Source organism: Ruegeria sp. BHSC029 (assembly GCF_059613085.1).
The window spans coordinates 106,891-125,561 of the sequence record NZ_JBXWRU010000006.1; the positions used below are offsets into that span (position 1 = coordinate 106,891).

17 protein-coding genes are annotated in these 18,671 nt (G+C 60.7%); 10 read left to right on the forward strand and 7 right to left on the reverse strand.

Annotated elements, in window-relative coordinates:
• Nucleotides 1–17 precede the first annotated feature (17 nt).
• The 7 genes from AC2FML_RS15480 (at nt 18) to AC2FML_RS15510 (ending at nt 7,544) form a co-directional block, all read left to right on the forward strand.
• The gene (locus AC2FML_RS15480; RefSeq protein ID WP_093963454.1) at nt 18–1,016 is read left to right on the forward strand and encodes a BMP family lipoprotein; all 999 of its coding nucleotides are present in this window, start codon (nt 18–20) and stop codon (nt 1,014–1,016) included.
• A gap of 112 nt (nt 1,017–1,128) precedes the next feature.
• Nucleotides 1,129–2,658: an ABC transporter ATP-binding protein gene (locus AC2FML_RS15485; RefSeq protein ID WP_170391888.1), complete on the forward strand. Its 1,530-nt coding sequence runs from the start codon at nt 1,129–1,131 to the stop codon at nt 2,656–2,658.
• Nucleotide 2,659: 1 nt separating this feature from the next.
• The gene (locus AC2FML_RS15490; RefSeq protein ID WP_170365357.1) at nt 2,660–3,754 is read left to right on the forward strand and encodes an ABC transporter permease; all 1,095 of its coding nucleotides are present in this window, start codon (nt 2,660–2,662) and stop codon (nt 3,752–3,754) included.
• On the forward strand, nt 3,754–4,722 hold the full coding sequence (locus AC2FML_RS15495; protein WP_170367643.1) for an ABC transporter permease: 969 nt from the start codon (nt 3,754–3,756) through the stop codon (nt 4,720–4,722). The genes AC2FML_RS15490 and AC2FML_RS15495 overlap by 1 nt, the downstream gene beginning before the upstream one ends.
• 90 nt (nt 4,723–4,812) lie before the next feature.
• Nucleotides 4,813–5,736, forward strand: coding sequence for a sulfite exporter TauE/SafE family protein (locus AC2FML_RS15500; protein ID WP_170452267.1), 924 nt, complete (start codon nt 4,813–4,815; stop codon nt 5,734–5,736).
• 121 nt (nt 5,737–5,857) lie between these two features.
• Nucleotides 5,858–6,778 carry a sulfite exporter TauE/SafE family protein gene (locus AC2FML_RS15505; protein ID WP_170343309.1) on the forward strand — a complete coding sequence of 307 codons (921 nt, stop codon included), beginning with the start codon at nt 5,858–5,860 and terminating at the stop codon, nt 6,776–6,778.
• Between the two features lies 1 nt (nt 6,779).
• Nucleotides 6,780–7,544, forward strand: coding sequence for a TIGR02186 family protein (locus AC2FML_RS15510; protein WP_170360158.1), 765 nt, complete (start codon nt 6,780–6,782; stop codon nt 7,542–7,544).
• A 3-nt stretch (nt 7,545–7,547) separates the two neighbouring features.
• Here AC2FML_RS15510 and AC2FML_RS15515 read toward each other — a convergent pair whose 3' ends face one another.
• From AC2FML_RS15515 to AC2FML_RS15540, 6 genes are all read right to left on the reverse strand, one after another.
• Nucleotides 7,548–8,276: an SDR family oxidoreductase gene (locus AC2FML_RS15515; RefSeq protein WP_496783800.1), complete on the reverse strand. Its 729-nt coding sequence runs from the start codon at nt 8,274–8,276 to the stop codon at nt 7,548–7,550.
• Nucleotides 8,273–9,805, reverse strand: coding sequence for an ATP-dependent DNA helicase (locus AC2FML_RS15520; RefSeq protein WP_496783801.1), 1,533 nt, complete (start codon nt 9,803–9,805; stop codon nt 8,273–8,275). Before AC2FML_RS15520 ends, AC2FML_RS15515 begins: the two co-directional genes overlap by 4 nt.
• 51 nt (nt 9,806–9,856) lie before the next feature.
• On the reverse strand, nt 9,857–10,495 hold the full coding sequence (locus AC2FML_RS15525; protein WP_170436089.1) for an acyl-homoserine-lactone synthase: 639 nt from the start codon (nt 10,493–10,495) through the stop codon (nt 9,857–9,859).
• Nucleotides 10,496–10,577: 82 nt separating this feature from the next.
• On the reverse strand, nt 10,578–11,297 hold the full coding sequence (locus AC2FML_RS15530; RefSeq protein WP_170436086.1) for a helix-turn-helix transcriptional regulator: 720 nt from the start codon (nt 11,295–11,297) through the stop codon (nt 10,578–10,580).
• 362 nt (nt 11,298–11,659) lie between these two features.
• On the reverse strand, nt 11,660–12,946 hold the full coding sequence (ccrA, locus tag AC2FML_RS15535; RefSeq protein ID WP_170343314.1) for a crotonyl-CoA carboxylase/reductase: 1,287 nt from the start codon (nt 12,944–12,946) through the stop codon (nt 11,660–11,662).
• A 112-nt stretch (nt 12,947–13,058) separates the two neighbouring features.
• Nucleotides 13,059–14,444 (reverse strand): 1-acyl-sn-glycerol-3-phosphate acyltransferase, encoded by a 1,386-nt coding sequence (locus AC2FML_RS15540; RefSeq protein ID WP_480637537.1) that lies wholly within the window; start codon nt 14,442–14,444, stop codon nt 13,059–13,061.
• 146 nt (nt 14,445–14,590) lie between these two features.
• Here AC2FML_RS15540 and AC2FML_RS15545 point away from each other — a divergent pair, with 146 nt between their 5' ends.
• From AC2FML_RS15545 to deoD, 3 genes are all read left to right on the forward strand, one after another.
• Nucleotides 14,591–16,558 carry a protein meaA gene (locus AC2FML_RS15545; protein WP_496783802.1) on the forward strand — a complete coding sequence of 656 codons (1,968 nt, stop codon included), beginning with the start codon at nt 14,591–14,593 and terminating at the stop codon, nt 16,556–16,558.
• A gap of 114 nt (nt 16,559–16,672) precedes the next feature.
• Nucleotides 16,673–16,990 (forward strand): H-NS histone family protein, encoded by a 318-nt coding sequence (locus AC2FML_RS15550; protein WP_170342178.1) that lies wholly within the window; start codon nt 16,673–16,675, stop codon nt 16,988–16,990.
• A 17-nt stretch (nt 16,991–17,007) separates the two neighbouring features.
• Entirely contained in the window at nt 17,008–17,718 is a 711-nt protein-coding gene (gene deoD, locus AC2FML_RS15555) for a purine-nucleoside phosphorylase (RefSeq protein WP_496783803.1), read from the forward strand.
• 29 nt (nt 17,719–17,747) lie between these two features.
• Here the strand turns inward: deoD and AC2FML_RS15560 are convergent, their stop codons facing one another.
• Nucleotides 17,748–18,593, reverse strand: coding sequence for an urea carboxylase-associated family protein (locus AC2FML_RS15560; RefSeq protein WP_496783804.1), 846 nt, complete (start codon nt 18,591–18,593; stop codon nt 17,748–17,750).
• Nucleotides 18,594–18,671: the final 78 nt, after the last annotated feature.

Here is an 18,671-nt window from a genome sequence, read left to right on the forward strand (position 1 = left end):
AACAACGGGAGTATATGATGACCCTGATGAAATCCTTGATGGGCGCGGCCGCCGCGTTTGCACTGACCGCAGGTGCGGCGCTGGCCGAACCGGCGATCATCTTCGATCTGGGCGGCAAGTTCGACAAATCGTTCAACGAAGCAGCCCATAACGGCGCCAAGCGCTGGGCCGACCAGACCGGCAAATCCTATCGCGAAATCGAGCTGCAGTCGGAAGCGCAGCGCGAACAAGCCCTGCGTCGCTTCGCTGAAGCCGGTGCAAACCCGATCATCACCATGGGCTTTGCCATGGCTGATCCGCTGGCCGCCGTCGCACCTGACTATCCCGACACCAAGTTCGTTGCCGTCGACGTCAGCTGGCTGGACGCGCCTAACATCCGCCAGGTCTCGTTTGCCGAGCATGAAGGTTCGTACCTGGTCGGCATGATGGCCGCGATGGCATCCAAGTCGGGTACGGTCGGATTCATCGGTGGCATGGACATTCCGCTGATCCGGCACTTTGGCTGCGGCTACGCCCAGGGCGCGAAGGCCGTGAACCCTGACATCAACGTCGTAGCCAACATGACCGGCACCACCCCGGCCGCTTGGAACGACCCGGTGAAGGGCTCGGAGCTGACCAAAGCTCAGATCAGCCAAGGCGCTGACGTGATCTACGCTGCCGCAGGCGGTACCGGCGTCGGTGTTCTGCAGACCGCGGCCGACGAAGGCATCCTGTCGATCGGCGTGGACAGCAACCAGAACCACCTGCACCCGGGCAAGGTTCTGACCTCGATGCTCAAGCGCGTGGACGTGGCCGTTTATGACGCCATGAAAGCAGGCGAAGATGTCGAAACCGGCAAGTTCACCATGGGTCTGGCACAGGACGGTGTCGGCGTTGCCATGGATGAAAACAACGCCTCGCTGGTGAGCGACGAGATGAAGGCCGCCGTCGAAAAGGCACGCCGCGACATCATCGACGGCAATGTCACCGTCGTCAGCTACTACGAGAACGACAGCTGCCCGGCACTGCAGTTCTGATATCGCGCGGGGCGGGGGAGACCTCCCGTCCCGCATCCACTCATGCCGCTGTTTCGCCACGACAGAATGATCGCGAAATCAGCGCAGCTTCTACGGCAATCGAGGACAAGACATGACAGTCCCCGCCATCGAGCTCAAAGGGATTTCCAAAGCCTTTGGGCCAGTTCAAGCGAACAAGGACATCTCGATCAGCGTCGCCCCCGGCACGATCCACGGGATCATCGGTGAAAACGGTGCGGGCAAATCCACGCTGATGAGCATTCTGTACGGCTTCTACAAGGCCGACAAAGGTGAAATCTGGATCAACGGCAAAAAGACCGACATCCCCGATAGCCAGGCCGCGATCGCCGCGGGTATCGGCATGGTCTTTCAGCATTTCAAGCTGGTCGAGAATTTCACCGTTCTGGAAAACATCGTTCTGGGCGCCGAAGATGGCGGGCTGCTGGCCCCCTCGCTGGCCAAGGCTCGGAAAGAGCTGAAAGAGCTCGAGGAAGAATACGAGCTGTTCGTGGACCCCGACAAGCGCATCGACGAGATCGGCGTGGGCATGCAGCAGCGGGTCGAAATCCTCAAGGCGCTGTACCGGAAGGCGGAAATCCTGATTCTGGACGAACCCACCGGGGTGCTGACCCCGGCCGAGGCCGACCAGCTGTTCCGCATCCTCGACCGGCTGCGCGCCGAGGGCAAGACCATCATCCTGATCACCCACAAGCTGCGCGAGATCATGGAAGCCACCGACACCGTGTCGGTGATGCGCCGCGGCCAGATGACTGCCACGGTCAAGACCGCCGAGACCAACCCCGAGGAGTTGGCCGAGCTGATGGTCGGGCGCAAGGTTCTGCTGCGCGTCGACAAGGTGCCGGCCAAACCCGGCAAGCCCATCCTTGAAATCGAGAACCTGCGGGTGACGGATTCGGCGGGCGTCGAGCGCGTCAAAGGTATCGACCTGACCGTCCGCGCGGGCGAGATCGTGGGCATCGCGGGCGTCGCCGGCAACGGGCAGTCCGAGCTGCTCGAAGTATTGGGCGGCATGCGCTCAGGATCAGGCGTGATCAAACTTAATGGTACGCCTCTGGCGCTCAGCGGACCCGAGGCCGACGGTCAGGCGCGGCGCGCCCAAGGCATCGCCCATGTGCCCGAAGACCGGCAACGCGAAGGTCTGATCATGGACTTCCACGCCTGGGAAAACGTGGCCTTCGGCTATCACCGAGACCCCGCCTATCAGCGCGGGATTTTCATGAACAACGCCGCCCTGCGCGCCGACACAGAACGCAAGATCGAGAAATTCGACGTGCGTCCGCCGAATGGCTGGCTGTCGGCCAAGAATTTCTCGGGCGGGAACCAGCAGAAGATCGTCGTGGCGCGCGAAATCGAGCGGAACCCCGAATTGCTGTTGGTTGGCCAGCCGACCCGCGGCGTGGACATCGGCGCGATCGAATTCATTCACAAGCAGATCGTCGCCCTGCGCGATCAGGGCAAGGCGATCCTGCTGGTCTCGGTCGAGTTGGAAGAGATCTTCTCTCTATCCGACCGGATTGCAGTGATGTTCGACGGACATATCATGGGCGAGCGTCTGCCCCATGAAACGGATGAAAAAGAACTGGGCCTGTTGATGGCCGGTGTTGCGGGGGAGGCCGCGTAACATGGATAAGATGCCCAAATGGGCCGACGTCATTCTGATCCCGCTCATCAGTCTGATCCTGGCCGCAATCCTGTCGACACTGGTCATTCTGGCGATTGGCGAAAACCCGGTCGAGGCGGTGAACCTGATGGTCACCGGCGCGCTGGGGTCGACCTATGGCTGGGGCTACACCCTGTATTATGCCACCAACTTCATGTTCACCGGTTTGGCGGTCGCGGTGGCCTTCCACGCCCGTCTGTTCAACATCGGCGGCGAAGGTCAGGCCATGTTGGGCGGACTGGGCGTTGCCATGGTGTGCCTCTATGTGCCTTGGCCGCATTGGAGCATCGCTCTGCTGGCTGCGATGGCCGCCGGCATGCTGTTCGGCGCGGCCTGGGCGGCGATACCGGCCTATCTTCAGGCCAAGCGCGGCAGCCATATCGTGATCACCACGATCATGTTCAACTTCATCGCCGCGGCGCTGCTGAACTACATGCTGGTCAACGTGATGCGACCGGCCGGCTCGCAAGACCCGGCCACCGCCCGCTTTGCCGAGGCGGTACATCTGCCCACCCTGCACGAGATGCTGGCCCCGATCGGGATCACCTTCTCCAAGGCGGCTCCGGCCAACATCTCGCTGATCATCGCGGTCATCGCCTGCATCGTCGTCTGGGCGCTGATCTGGCGCACCCGCCTGGGCTATGAAATCCGGGCCTATGGGCATTCGGAAACCGGTGCGGTCTATGCCGGTATCTCGCCTGTGCGTATCACCATCGTGGCGATGCTGATCTCGGGCGCTTTGGCGGGCCTGATGGCTATCAACAACGTCATGGGTGAGGCCGAGCGGCTGGTTCTTAACTCGACCGAGGGCGCGGGTTTTATCGGCATCGCGGTGGCCCTGATGGGCCGCTCGCACCCGTTCGGCGTGTTCCTGGCGGCCATCCTGTTTGGTTTCCTCTATCAGGGGGGCGCGGAACTGGCCCTGTGGACGTCGATCCCGCGCGAGCTGATCGTGGTGATCCAGGCGCTGGTGATCCTGTTCACCGGAGCGCTGGACAACATGGTCCGCATGCCGCTTGAAAAGCTGTTCCTGGCTCTGCGGAAGGAGGCGAACTGATGGAGTTGTTCCTGACGATCGTCCAGGTTCTGGACTCGACCATTCGCCTGGCCACGCCGCTGCTTCTGGCCTGTCTGGCCGGCTTGTATTCGGAACGCGCTGGCATTTTCGACATCGGCCTGGAAGGCAAGATGCTGATGGCCGCATTCTTCTCGGCCGCCGTTGCCGCCGTCACCGGGTCGGTATGGCTGGGCCTGCTGGCCGGCATCGCATCGTCCTTGGTGCTGTCTGGCCTACACGGGCTTGCTTCGATCACGTTCCGGGGCAACCAGCTGATTTCCGGTGTCGCCATCAACTTCCTGGCTGCCGGCTTGACCGTGCTGGTGGCCCAGGACTGGTTCCAGCAAGGCGGCCGCACTCCGTCGTTGTTCGGGGGTGGCCGGTTCGAACCGATCAACTTCCCCTTCGCAGAAGCTTTGAGCGGTGTGCCGATCATCGGTCCCATCTACGCCGAACTGCTCTCAGGCCACTCGATTCTTGTCTACGTGGCGTTCCTGATGGTGCCCGCCACCTGGTGGGTGCTGTTCCGCACCCGCTTTGGCCTGCGCCTGCGCGCCGTGGGTGAAAACCCGGCGGCAGTGGACACTGCGGGCGTCTCGGTGGTGGGGCTTCGCTACGCAGCCGTCGCCATCTGTGGCGTGCTGTGTGGCATCGCCGGGGCCTATTTGGCTACTGCGTTGCAGGCAGGGTTCGTCAAAGACATGACGGCCGGCCGGGGCTTCATCGCACTGGCCGCACTGATCTTTGCCAAGTGGCGGCCATGGCACGCCATGTGGGCGTGTTTACTGTTCGGGCTGCTGCAGGCTGTCGCTCTGCGGTTCCAGAATATCGACCTGGGCGGCATCATAATCCCCGTTCAGGTCATGGACGCGCTGCCCTATATCCTGACCGTGGTGATCCTGGCAGGTTTCGTCGGCAAAGCGGTCCCGCCAAGGGCCGGTGGCGAGCCTTATGTGAAAGAGCGTTGATAAGGCCAGTTCAGGACTGCTTTTCAGTCCTGTTTGCTGCAAAGCGGCATGCAGAGTTGATTTTGCATGCCGCAAGCGCTCTAAGAGGGTATGCACGTCTACCTTCCCATAGCCGAAGTATCCGTTAGCCCGTTTGTCCTGCTGGCGATTGGTGTTTCCGTGGGCGTTCTGTCCGGCATGTTCGGAGTGGGAGGCGGCTTTCTGATCACGCCACTGCTGTTTCTGATTGGCATTCCACCTGCAGTCGCCGTGGCGACATCGGCCAACCAGGTGGTGGCATCCTCGTTTTCCGGGCTGATGGCACATCTCAAGCGCAGGACCGTAGACCTGAAGATGGGATCGGTTCTGCTGGGCGGCGGCCTGCTGGGCGCGACGCTGGGAATGCTCGTCTTCAACTATCTCAAGCAATTGGGGCAGGTCGATCTGGCGGTCCAGCTGTGTTACGTCGTGTTTCTAGGCCTCATCGGCACCTTGATGTTCATTGAGAGCCTGCGTGCAATTCGCCGGTCACGGGCAGCGGGCGGCACCGCACCGACCGCACGCCGCCAACGCACCTGGGTTCATGCACTGCCGTTCAAAATGCGGTTCCGCGAGTCAAACCTGTACATCTCGGTCATTCCACCCATCCTGGTCGGCTTTGGCGTCGGAATCCTGTCGGCCATCATGGGCGTTGGCGGCGGGTTCATCATGGTTCCGGCAATGATCTATATCCTGGGAATGCCGACAAAGGTGGTGATCGGAACCTCGCTGTTTCAGATCATTTTCGTGGCCGGGTTTACGACGATGATTCACGCTTCGACCAACTTCAGCGTGGACATCGTGCTGGCCTTGTTCCTGTTGATCGGAGGTGTCGTTGGGGCCCAGTTCGGCAGCATGGTCGGCGCCCGGCTGAAGGCTGAGCAGCTGCGGGTTTTGCTGGCGGTACTGGTCATGATCGTGGCCGGAAAAGTCGGGCTGGAACTGATCGTGGCTCCGACAGAATTCTATTCGCTTTCTGAATTGGCGGGGGTTTGATCGTGACCAGTTTATCCTTCGAAACCGCCATGTACCCACCAGTCCGTTTCTTCGCCCAACGCAACGCGCCCGCCTTTGATCGTTTTTACCAGTCCACCGCAGTACGGATCGGCTAGACCACATGCATATCTACCTGCCTATCGCCGAAGTTTCCGTAAACGCCTTTCTGCTGCTTGGCCTCGGCGGCATGGTGGGAATCCTGTCCGGCATGTTCGGTGTCGGTGGCGGCTTTTTGATGACCCCGCTGCTGTTCTTTATCGGCATCCCACCCGCCGTTGCCGTGGCAACCGAGGCGAACCAGATCGTTGCCTCGTCATTCTCGGGAGTGCTGGCGCATTTCCGAAGAAAGACGGTCGACCTTAAGATGGGCACGGTCCTTCTTGTGGGTGGTCTGATCGGCGCCGCCGTGGGCGTTGTCTTCTTCAACTATCTCAAAAGCCTGGGTCAGGTCGATCTGCTGGTCAAGCTCTGCTATGTCGTCTTTCTGGGCGTCATTGGCGGGCTGATGTTCTTTGAAAGCCTCAATGCGCTGCGCAGGTCCCGCAAGGCCGGTGGGGTCCCTGTCAAACGGCGCCAGAGGGGGTGGATCCACGCCCTGCCGTTCAAGATGCGGTTCCGGACCTCGGGGCTGTATATCTCGGTCATTCCGCCGGTGCTTGTCGGGCTGTTCGTCGGCGTGTTGTCGGCGATCATGGGTGTGGGCGGCGGGTTCATCATGGTGCCCGCCATGATCTATCTGCTGGGAATGCCAACCAAAGTGGTTGTGGGGACATCCCTTTTCCAGATTATTTTCGTCACTGGCTTCACCACCATGCTGCACGCCACGACCAACTTTACGGTCGATATCGTGCTGGCTGTCCTACTGTTGGTTGGCGGGGTGATCGGGGCTCAGATCGGGACCGTGCTGGGGGCACGCATCCCGGCCGAGCAGCTGCGCGTCCTGCTAGCCGCTCTTGTCTTGGCGGTTTGCGGAAAGCTGGCCCTGGATCTGTTGTTGCAACCGGCCGAGCTGTACTCGCTTGGCACCGATGGGGGGCATTGACGTGTTGCGCTGGTTCATCGCCCTTGTGTTCCTGACCCTCCCCGTCCATGCCGCGGATGAGCAGGTCGTTCTTGGCCTCAGCCAGGATCGCGTGGCCATCACCGCCGATTTCGACGGATCCGAGATTCTGATCTTTGGCGCCGTCAAGCGCGAAGCGCCGATCCCGCCCGGCCCTCCGCTGGAGGTGATCGTGGCAGTCGCAGGCCCGTCCGAGCCGGTCATGGTGCGGCGCAAGGAAAAGAAATTCGGCATCTGGGTGAATACCGACAGCGTTCTGGTCGATTCCGCACCCAGCTTCTACGCAGTCGCCACAAGCGCACCGTTCACGGACATCATCACCGACACCGAAGATCTGCGCTATCGCATCTCGATCCGGCGCGCGATCCGGTCCGTCGGGGCAGCCATGCATATTCGGGAGGCTCAGGATTTCGCCCGGGCCGTCGTCAGGATCCGCGAGGATGAGGGCCTGTACTCGATCCGGGAGAACACGGTTGCCGTGGATGAGCAAACGCTATTCCGCACCTCCATCGAGATGCCGGCCGACTTGACCGAAGGCGACTACCTGACCCGCATCTTCCTGATGCGGAACGGCGAAGTCATTTCGCAGTTCGAGACGGTTATCGACGTTCGGAAAGTCGGGCTCGAGCGGTTTCTCTACAACATGTCGCGTCAACAGCCGGTCTGGTACGGGTTGATGTCCCTCGTCATTGCCATCGCCGCAGGCTGGGGCGCTTCGACGGCTTTCCGACTGTTGCGCGAAAACTGACCGCTACCCGCGCCCGATATACGGCATCGTCGTTGCCATCACGGTCATGAACTGAACGTTGGCTTCGGGCGGCAGGCTGGCCATGTGCAGGACCGAGCGCGCGGCGTCTTCGACCTCCATCGTCGGATCAGGCTCTCGCCCTTCAGCAACCGCCGTATCGACCAGGTTCTGCACCATCTGGGTTCTGGCATTTCCGATGTCGATCTGCCCACAGGCGATCCCATGAGCGCGGCCGTCAAGCGACAGGCTTCGTGTCAGCCCGGTAATCGCGTGTTTTGTGGCGGTGTAGTGAACCGAATTCGGGCGCGGTACATGCGCCGCGATCGAGCCGTTGTTGATGATGCGGCCCCCCTGGGGCACCTGCCTGCGCATCAAGCCAAAGGCCGCGCGGGCACACAGAAACATCCCGTTCAGGTTCACGTTGACGCTCCGATACCAGTCGTCCAGCGCGATCTCGTCGATCGTCCCGGCAGGGGCAAAGATCCCCGCGTTGTTGAACAGAACATCCAACCGTCCAGCCTGCGCCTGAAATTCATCGAACGCCGCCGACACCGCTTGAGGGTCGGTCACGTCGGCCACCAGTGGAATGGCGTTTTCGCGCGTCGCGGCAAACTGGCTCAGCTTGTCCGCACTGCGTGCCAACAGGCCGACCTTCCAGCCCTGATCCAGAAACAGCTCGGCGGTGGCTCGCCCGATGCCCGAACTTGCCCCGGTTACAATGATCGTCTTCACGTCTCCTCCGCCTCCAGCGTAAGTTTTGCGGCCGGGACCGCGCGCAGGTCGTCAACCCGCAGCGGGTGGCTTGGTTTGGACAGCCGGTTGCGCACCACCCAGATCAGCCGCTCTTGCGCCCGGGTGATGGCCACATAGGCCAGCCGTTTCCACAGGGGTTGCCCGGCCTCGGTCCGGCCCATGCGGGCGGCGGCATAAAGGTCAGGGGCAAAAACCTGCACCGTGTCCCACTGCGAGCCCTGCGCCTTGTGGATCGTCACGGCGGCCCCATGCAGAAACGTGGCCCCCATGCGCGCGGCAAAGGGGATGAAGGGCTCTTCTTCGTCCGGTTTTTCGATCTGCACGATCGACGCGGCGCTGACCTGCGGATCTTCGGCCCCCATGACATGCAGCCGCGAGAATCCCGGCTTGCGCCCCGGTCCCAGATAGATCACCTGCGCGCCCTTGATCAGCCCGCGCGCCTCGAGGTCGAGCCGCTTCTTGCGGTGCTTCAGCGGCAGCTCGATCCCGTCGCAGATCAGCGGTTCGCCTTCCAACAATTCGGTCTCGGGCGCACCATGCACCTGACGGAAGGCCTGGATCAGCCGGATACGCGTCGCATTCCGCCAGACCAGAACCGGGCTTCGTGCCATTAGATCGACCTCGACCCGCTGGCCCCAAACCACGCGGTCATCCGTGCGGGCGGTCTGCTCGACAAGGCGTTCGAAATCCTCGAACCCCATGGCCGGATCGGCCAGCGCATGGGCCAGATCCAGAATGGGGTTGTCGGCCTCTTGCCGGTGCACCCGGTGCAGGATCAGCTTGCGCGGTTCGGGCAAAGCATCGAACACCATCGACCCGGACTGGTTCACCGGTGCCAACTGCGCCGGATCGCCGAACAGCAGCAAGGTGGGAAAGATCTCCTTGAGATCCTCGAACTGGCGGTCGTCCAGCATCGAGGCCTCATCGACGAACCCGATATCCAACGGCTCGTCGCGCCGTTTCCAGCCGGTGATGAAATCCGATCCGCGCAGGCCAGCGGCGGCCAAGGCACCGGGGATGGATTTGTTGTTGGCGTAAAACGCGGCCGCGCGGTCCAGCGCCTCGTCGGTCAGGCCTTCGACCTCGGGGCGGTCGTCGTTGCCCGCCAGCCACTCGGCGATCCGTTCGTATTCCGGATCATAGACCGGCGTGTACAGAATGCGGTGAATGGTGGTGGCCGGAACACCGCGCAACCGCAACACGCTGGCGGCCTTGTTGGTCGGGGCCAAAATGGCAAGGCTGCGCTTGTCCTTCGATTTGCGGCTTTCATAGTCGCCCGAGACGATCTGAACTCCGGTCTCGGCCAGTGCCTTGAAGAGTTCGGCCAACAGCAGGGTCTTGCCCGATCCGGCCTTGCCGATCACCGCCATGACCCCCGATTCGCCCTGGCCGGGCAGTTTGAGCAGCGCATCATCTTCCAGGTCCACGCCTGCGGTTTTCAGCATCTGGGCTATGCTGTCGAACGCGGCGGCCTGATCTTCGGAAAAAGTAACCTTGGGCAGAGACATGGCGCGACCCTACAGGGCCGCGCCAACCTGCGCCAGATGCGGAATTCAACGTCAGGCAGACAGTGCGAACCGATGCCGCGCGGCGGACCCGAACGCCGTCTTGAACCACAATCGCGACAGCTCGCGCGGGATGCCCGCCCGCTCGGCCACGCGGTTGCAATCGTCAGCGGAATAGGGCCAAAGACCGACCGAAATCTGGTCACGGCCCGCCCCCTCCGAGCCCAAGACCACCGGCGAGGAACCGATTAGCCGATAGATACGGATCATCCTTGCATCAAAGACCCCGGCGATGTGGGTCAGACCGAAGCCTTCCATGATCTCCCCCCCGCTCAGCATGATTGCCCCGGCCGTGTGTGGATGAGCGGTGCGGGACAGGCAGAACCGCGTCACTTCCCAGATCAGCGGGCTGCGGATTGGGCTGCCGCCGGTCAGATGCCCGAACACCTCATTTACCATGACAGGGCCAGTCGTGGGCAATACCCGCATCGATCCGCCGTGACTGCCGTCCGGCTCTTCCCAGATGACATACAGCGGGTTCAGATCATCATACTGATCCCGTTCCTCTCCTTTGGAATTGACATGAACATCCCATCCGAGGCGGGTTTTGAATTGATCGGCGCGGTCGCGAAACATCCCCTCGGCCAAATTTGGAAATTTATGAAGCTCGTCAGCGTAAACATAACGCAGCATGACTTTTCCCCTTGTCGTCCAGTACTGGAACGAAGGGGGTACAAAGTCGTGGTTAATTTACCGTGTGGCCCTCGCGCGGGCCTTAAACCACTATTAATCCTCTGCTGAGGGCAGTGGCGATGGCATGGGTTGTATTCAGAGCGCCCAGCTTGGACCGGGCGCTTTCGATATAGACACGCAATGTGTGCTCGGAAATAGACAGGGAGTGCGCGACCTGCGCCCGGCTGTAGCCCAAGGCCAGCAGCGTCATCGCGTCGATCTCGCGCGGAGAGAGGCCGCGCGCGGATTCAGGTCTGCGGTCCTGCTCGAAATCCAAAGCTTTGCGGTTGAAGTAGTGGGCGAGCAGTATCAACTCGCGGCTGTAGGTCACGATGAAGGCTCCCCAAGCCTCGTCGCTGCAACTATGATTGACCGTAAAAAGCGCGAACTGGCCATTCGGCCCACGAATTGGGATCGAATAGCCCTGATTGCCGACACCATGATCCAAAGCATCTTGCAGAAAGGCTTTTGCGACCTTGCCGGACCAGATCAGAGATTTCCAGTTGACCGGATGAAACCGCTGGAAGCAGCCCAGGATTACGGGATCTATTCGGTGATAGTTGCGTTCACGGTATCGGTCGGCCCAGGCATCCGGATAGGTGGTGTAGCCATATTGATCGCCGGCGCCATCGACCCAGTGATAGACGATGTGATCGACCTTCAGTTTGTCCCTGATGCGGACAGCAACCGCACCCAGCTCGTCAAGCGTGCTGGTGTTTTCCAAATCCTCCAGGACCTGGCTCAAATCGAACTGTGTTCCCATTCGACGGCGCTTTTGCCTCATCGTTCAGGGACGCAATTTCGGCCGCGGCGATCAGCCTGGTGTCGTCAAGCTGCTCGGCCAGCGCGGTCAACCCATTCGCAACGGCGAAGGCGTTGAGGTCCGACAATACGTCCAGTATCCACTCATTTCGCGCCATCATGGTCTCTCCGAAACAGTTAACGAAGGGTTAACACAACCATAACATGTACGCTGTTTTCTTGCCTATTCACTGCTTTCTACTCCCCAAAAACAGCGGGTCCCGAATTTGCATGGCATTGAAAAACAATATCCCATCTTCTGAACGCAAAACGCCCGCGAACCGTCTGAACGATTCGCGGGCGCTTGCTTTCAAAGCGCGGTGATCAACCGCGGGCGTCCAGAACCTCTTCCAAGGTCCGCATGCCCGTGCGCGGGGCCTGAACCAAGACAGACATGTTGCCCGGCTTGTGCTCGTTCCGCATCATTTTCATGTGCGCCTCGGGCAGTTCTTTCCAAGTGAACACTTCGGACATGCAGGGATCGAGACGCCGCTCCAGCATCAGCCGGTTTGCAGCAGACGCCTGCTTGAGATGCGCGAAATGCGAACCCTGCAGACGCTTCTGGTGCATCCACATGTACCGAACGTCAAAGGTCAGGTTGTAGCCGGTGGTCCCGGCGCAGATCACGACCATGCCGCCTTTTTTGACGACAAAGGTCGAGACCGGGAAGGTACTTTCGCCGGGGTGTTCGAACACCATGTCGACGTTCACGCCCTTGCCCGTGATGTCCCAGATCGCCTTGCCGAACTTGCGGGCCTCTTTGAACCACTCGGCATATTCAGGCGTGTTGACCGTAGGCAACTGGCCCCAGCAGTTGAAGTCCTTGCGGTTGATGACGCCCTTGGCGCCCAGCCCCATCACGAAGTCCCGCTTGCTTTCGTCCGAGATCACGCCGATTGCGTTGGCGCCGGCCGTGTTGATCAGCTGGATCGCGTAGGAGCCCAGACCCCCCGACGCGCCCCAGACCAGAACGTTCTGGCCCGGCTTCAGATCATGCGGCTCGTGTCCGAACAGCATCCGATAGGCAGTGGCCAGCGTAAGCGTATAGCAGGCACTTTCTTCCCAGGTCAGGTGCTTGGGGCGCGGCATCAGCTGTTGCGCCTGCACGTTGGTGAATTGCGCAAATGACCCATCGGGCGTTTCATAGCCCCAGATGCGCTGGCTGGGCGAATACATCGGATCGCCGCCGTTGCACTCTTCATCGTCGCCGTCGTCCTGGTTGCAGTGGATCACGACCTCGTCGCCGACCTTCCAGCGTTTCACCTTGTCGCCCACCGCCCAGACGATGCCCGACGCATCCGAGCCCGCGATGTGATACGGGGCCTTGTGGCCATCAAAGGGGCTGATCGGTTTGCCGAGCGAGGCCCAAACACCGTTGTAGTTGACGCCCGCCGCCATCACCAGAACCAGCACTTCGTGGCTGTCCAGCTTGGGCACATCGACCACCTCCAACTGCATCGCAGTGTCGGGCTCGCCGTGGCGCTCTTTGCGGATGGCCCACGCATACATCTGTTTGGGCACATATCCCATCGGAGGGATTTCACCCATCTCATAGAGGTCTTTTTCCGGTGCCTCGTAGGACGCGATGCCGCCGTCGGTGTCCAAAGCCATTGTGGCCTCCTCTGTCAAACATGTTCGCCGCGACGCAGAATCGCGCGCTTCATAGGCTGGAATATTGGCCCATGAGTAATTTTGCAACCCATTTCGGATCATTATTGAAATTTTATGACCCAGCGGCCGCAGAAATTTCTTTTGCAGTCGCAGAACCATCCGGGTCTTCGCTGATGGGCGCTGAGGCCGCATAATACTTCATCAGATCCAGCCGCTCGACCGATGGCGACAGCATACCGTTGTTTCTGCTCAGTATTCGCCGTTCGACCAGTTGTTCGATCGCTGGCGGGATGGCCTTCAGGTCTTCGTCCGTGGCGCCCTCGCGCCGCATCAGCTCGACGATCCGTGACTGAACGTCAGACTCGGAGATGGTGCCGTTTTCGCGAACGAGCCAGCACGCGGCAGGCGCTGGAACCAAAGGAATCGCCCGGCCAATCCGGCGCATCAACTCTCGAGCCAGATCCGTCATCAGGTCCGGGCCGGCTTGTTCGCGAAACTCCTGCAGCGAAATGGGCAGGCCGTATCGGACCGAGGCAAGACCGAACCGTTTGTAACGCCCGATGATACGGCGCCATATCTGTTTCAGGCTCCACCTTGTGATCACGCCGATCCGCGCGCGGAACCGCCGTTCGCTGCCCAAGGCGGCGGCGGTCAGAATCGTATCCTCCAGCACCCGGTCATAGTTCAGCGCAACCGGTACGAACACGACGTCGCGACCATCGGGACTGGTGCCGTCGATGATGTATTTCAGCAGTCCCAGTTTGGGTCGTCCCAAAGACCCGGTGAGGCTCAGACCGCCCTCGGGGAACATCGCCTGAGTCACACCGGCATTGGTGGCCAGGCGCACATAGCTGGCCAGAACCTGCCGGTAGAGTTCGCTGCCGGACTTGCGCCGGATGAAATAGGCCCCCATCGCGCGGATCAACCGGCTGAGCGGCCAGACCCGTGCCCACTCGCCCACCGCATAGGACAGCGCCGACTGTTGCGCGGCCAAATAGGTCACAAGAACATAATCCATGTTGCTCCGGTGATTCATCACAAAGACCACGGTTGCTTTGGGATCGATCTCCTTCAATGCGGCCTCGTCCTCGTGGCTGAGGCGGACATTGTAGAACGCGTTGCTCAACCATCGAGCCAACCGAATGGCAAAGCTGAAATACATAAAGGCCGAAAACGACGGGACGATTTCCCGGGCGTAGCGCCGGGCCTGCTCGAACGCGACGGCTTCGGGGATTCCATGTTCTTCGGCGTGGTGCTGAACAGCCTGACCAACCTGCGGGTCATAGATCAGGCGTTGGATCATGTCATGACGCTCGGCCAGCTTGAACGGCTGGATCGGTCGTTGCAGGCGCTGGTTCAACCGTTCAACAGCCCGTTCAAGCCGACGGCGAAAGAACCAGCGCACCGACGGGAACAGGAAATGCGAAGCAAAAGTGACCGCGGCAAACACCACGATCAGAACAAACAGCCAAATCGGTAACTCAACGGTCTGCGTCATGCCCGCACAGTGCCATCAAACCGCCGCTGTCACAATCGGCAGCACGCCTGACATGCCGCAACGCAGCGAATTGACATGTGCTGAAAATTGCGCTTTAGAACCCATGAGAGAAATATTGTTACCCATCGACGCATGAGGCTCTGACCATGACGCAGACGCAGAAAGACCGCCCCTGGCTCATCCGAACCTATGCCGGTCATTCCACGGCCAAAGCCTCGAACGCGCTGTACCGGTCCAACCTGGCCAAAGGGCAGACCGGTCTGTCAGTGGCCTTCGATCTGCCGACGCAGACCGGATATGACAGCGATCACACCCTGGCCCGGGGCGAGGTCGGCAAGGTCGGGGTGCCCGTCTGCCACCTGGGCGACATGCGGGTGCTGTTCGACCAGATCCCGCTGGAGCAGATGAACACCTCGATGACGATCAACGCCACGGCCCCCTGGCTGCTGGCGCTGTATATCGCGGTGGCCGAGGAACAGGGCGCCGATGTGTCCAAGCTGCAGGGCACGGTGCAGAACGACCTGATCAAGGAATACCTGAGCCGCGGCACCTATGTCTGCCCGCCCAAACCTTCACTGAAGATGATCGCGGACGTGGCCGAGTATTGTTATTCGAACGTACCGAAATGGAACCCGATGAACGTGTGTTCCTACCACCTGCAAGAGGCCGGCGCGACGCCCGAGCAGGAGCTGGCCTATGCGCTGGCCACCGCCATCGCGGTACTGGACGAGCTGCGCCCCCGCGTTCCGGCCGAGGACTTTCCGGCGCTGTGCGGCCGCATCTCGTTTTTCGTGAATGCGGGCATCCGGTTTGTCACCGAAATGTGCAAAATGCGGGCTTTCGTCGATCTTTGGGATGAAATCCTGCAACAGCGCTATGGCGTGGAAAACCCCAAGTTCCGCCGATTCCGCTATGGTGTTCAGGTCAACTCTCTGGGCCTGACCGAGCAGCAGCCCGAGAACAACGTCTATCGCATCCTGATCGAAATGCTGGCCGTGACCCTGTCGAAAAAGGCGCGTGCCCGGGCGGTGCAACTGCCAGCGTGGAATGAGGCCTTGGGCCTGCCGCGCCCCTGGGACCAGCAATGGTCGATGCGGATGCAGCAGATCCTGGCTTATGAGACCGACCTGCTGGAATACGACGACCTGTTCGATGGCAACCCGGTGGTCGACGCCAAGGTCGAGGAACTGAAGCAGGGCGCCCGGGCCGAACTGGCCAATCTGGACTCGATGGGTGGTGCGGTTGCGGCGATCGACTACATGAAATCGCGGCTGGTGGATTCCAACGCCGAGCGTCTCAACCGGATCGAGCGCAATGAAACCATCGTCGTCGGCGTGAACCGCTGGACCGAGGGCGAACCCTCGCCCCTGCAGACCGAGGATGGCGGGATCATGGTCGTCGATCCGGCGGTCGAACAGGAACAGATCGCGCGCCTGAACGACTGGCGTGGCGCCCGCGACGAGGCCGCCGTGGCCGCGGCTCTGGCCGATCTGCGCGCCGCCGCGCAATCGGGCGCCAACATCATGGAGCCGTCGATCGCCGCGGCCAAGGCCGGTGTCACCACCGGCGAATGGGCAGAAGAGATGCGCCGCGTCTTTGGCACCTATCGCGGTCCGACGGGCGTTTCGGGGTCGGTCTCGAACAAGACCGAGGGTCTGGACGATCTGCGCGCGGCGGTGGATGCGGTCAGCGACCGCCTGGGGCGTCGTCTGAAATTCCTGGTCGGCAAGCCGGGGCTGGACGGCCATTCCAACGGCGCCGAACAGATCGCGTTCCGCGCCCGCGACTGCGGCATGGACATTACTTATGACGGCATCCGCCTAACCCCCGAGGAAATCGTGAAGTCGGCCATCGAGCAGCAAGCTCATGTGATCGGCCTGTCGATCCTGTCCGGTAGCCACCTGCCGTTGGTACAGGACGTCATGACCCGCCTGCGCGAAGCTGGCTTGGGTGATGTTCCCGTTGTCGTCGGGGGCATCATTCCCGACGAAGACGCGGATCGTCTCAGATCAATGGGTGTTGCCAAGGTCTATACGCCCAAGAATTTCGAGCTGAATGCCATAATGGGGGATATCGTTTTGCTGGCCGATCCAAAAACGCTGGCCGCGGAATAATCGCCCAAAATTAATTCCATTGCCCATTTCGTTTAAAGAATGGCCATTGATTGGGATTCTCCGTAACGTTGCCTGATGAGTAAAAAATGAATCAGGTGGGTACGGAGAACGACAATGGGCATAAATCTGGACAAGCTGTCGCGTAAGGAATTGCTTGAATTGCGCGATCAGGTCGACAAGGCGCTGGAAAACGCTGAGGCCAGAGAGCGTCAGGAAGCATTGATGGCCGCTGAAAAAGCAGCTGCCGCTTACGGGTTTTCCTTGTCCGACTTGGCATCTCAGCCCACACGGTCCGGCAAGGGATCGAAAGCCAAAGCAAAATATCGCAATCCGGCCGATCCGGCGCAAACCTGGACGGGGCGTGGGCGAAAACCGAAATGGGTCCACGAAGCGCTGAAAGCCGGGGCAGATATTTCCGATCTGGAAATCTGAACGGGAAAAGTATCAAAATGACAATTCACATTGGCGCCGAAAGAGGCGAAATCGCCGAGACCGTGCTTTTGCCGGGTGATCCGTATCGTGCGAAATGGGCCGCCGAAACTTTTCTGAACAATGTGCGGCAAATCAACGATGTCCGCGGGATGCTGGGTTTCACCGGCGAATGGAAAGGAAACCCGGTCACCATTCAGGGCAGCGGAATGGGAATGCCGTCGCTGTCCATTTACGTAAATGAACTGATCCGGGACTACGGTGCAAAAACCCTGATCCGCATCGGGTCTTGCGGCGGCATGCAGGAAAACGTGAAGGTCCGGGATGTTATCCTGGCCATGACGTCAACGACGCTCAGCACCCCGTCCCGGGGCATCATGAAAGAGCTCAACTTTGCGCCTTGTGCAGATTGGGGCCTGCTGCAGGCTGCCGCCAAAGCAGCCGAGGCCAAGGGCACGGCAACCCATATCGGCGGCATCTACTCGTCTGACGTTTTCTATGACGAACGCCCCGACCTGAACGAACAGATGGTGCGTCACGGAATCCTGGGTGTCGAAATGGAGGCAGCCGAGTTGTATATCCTGGCCGCGCGGCACAAATGCCGGGCCTTGGCGGTTCTGACCGTGTCCGATCACCTTCTGACCGGCGAGGCCCTGCCCTCGTCCGAGCGCCAGAGCAGCTTTGGTGACATGGTGGAAATCGCACTGCAGGCCGCCTTCCCGAACGCCTGACACAAACCGGCCCGGGTCACCCCCGGGCCTCAGCGCCCATGCGTACGGTCATAGCCATTGGGCGCCGGACTTTGCCATCCGCTCAGCGTGCCTTCGACAGGTTCGAAAACCTCGACCAACAGCGGGTGACAGGCGGCGGTATCCGACGAGTGCTCGGACGAGCAATCCCCACCCGGACAGGCGCTGAGGTCACCCAGTAGGTCGACTTCCGCGAAGAACTCCAAGTAGTCACCCGGTCGAACCGGTGAAGCCTTCATGAAATACTGCCCCGTATCGCGGGTAAAGCCAGTGCACATGAATACGTTCAACACGTCGTGCACCAAACGCTCGGCTACCGGAATTTCCAGACCAGTATGGTCAGCCAGCGCCCGGGTCAGGTTGGAGTGGCAGCAATGATGGTATTGAGTGCCCGACAGCAAGTTTCCGGTATAGGGATCGCAACGCGTTCCGATCACGTCATGCACCGACCCGCCATATTGATCGATTCCGTACCAGTCCAAGGTGTCCGCAACGATCGTGGCCATCGGGCGCAGATAGGGAAAGCTGGACCATAGCCGCTCGCCGGTCGTGACATGGGTGCCATGCAATGCACGCGTCTTGCCCGAATAGAAACGTTCGTTCAGGTCGTGCAGGTTCCACAGGTTCAGGTCGCCGACCTGCGGGCCTTCGACTGAGGTGATCCGAAAGAAGTGTCCGGCCGGCACCTCAAAGCAACGGGCATCACGTGGCGGCACCAGAACTTCGGCTGTCTTTCGCGCGCTCTTTCGGGCGTCCAGCAGCAGGTCAAGGTCAACGCTGGGCAGGGTGTCATTTGGGTAGCAAATGACCGGAGCGATCCCGCGGCGGGTGGCGGCATCCGAAGGAGGATTTGGCATTCTGCATCTTTCCGCTGTTTTGCGCAGATTGACCCAGAACGAGCTTTGGGAAAACCCCGTTTCCCTTAGGTAAAAAGG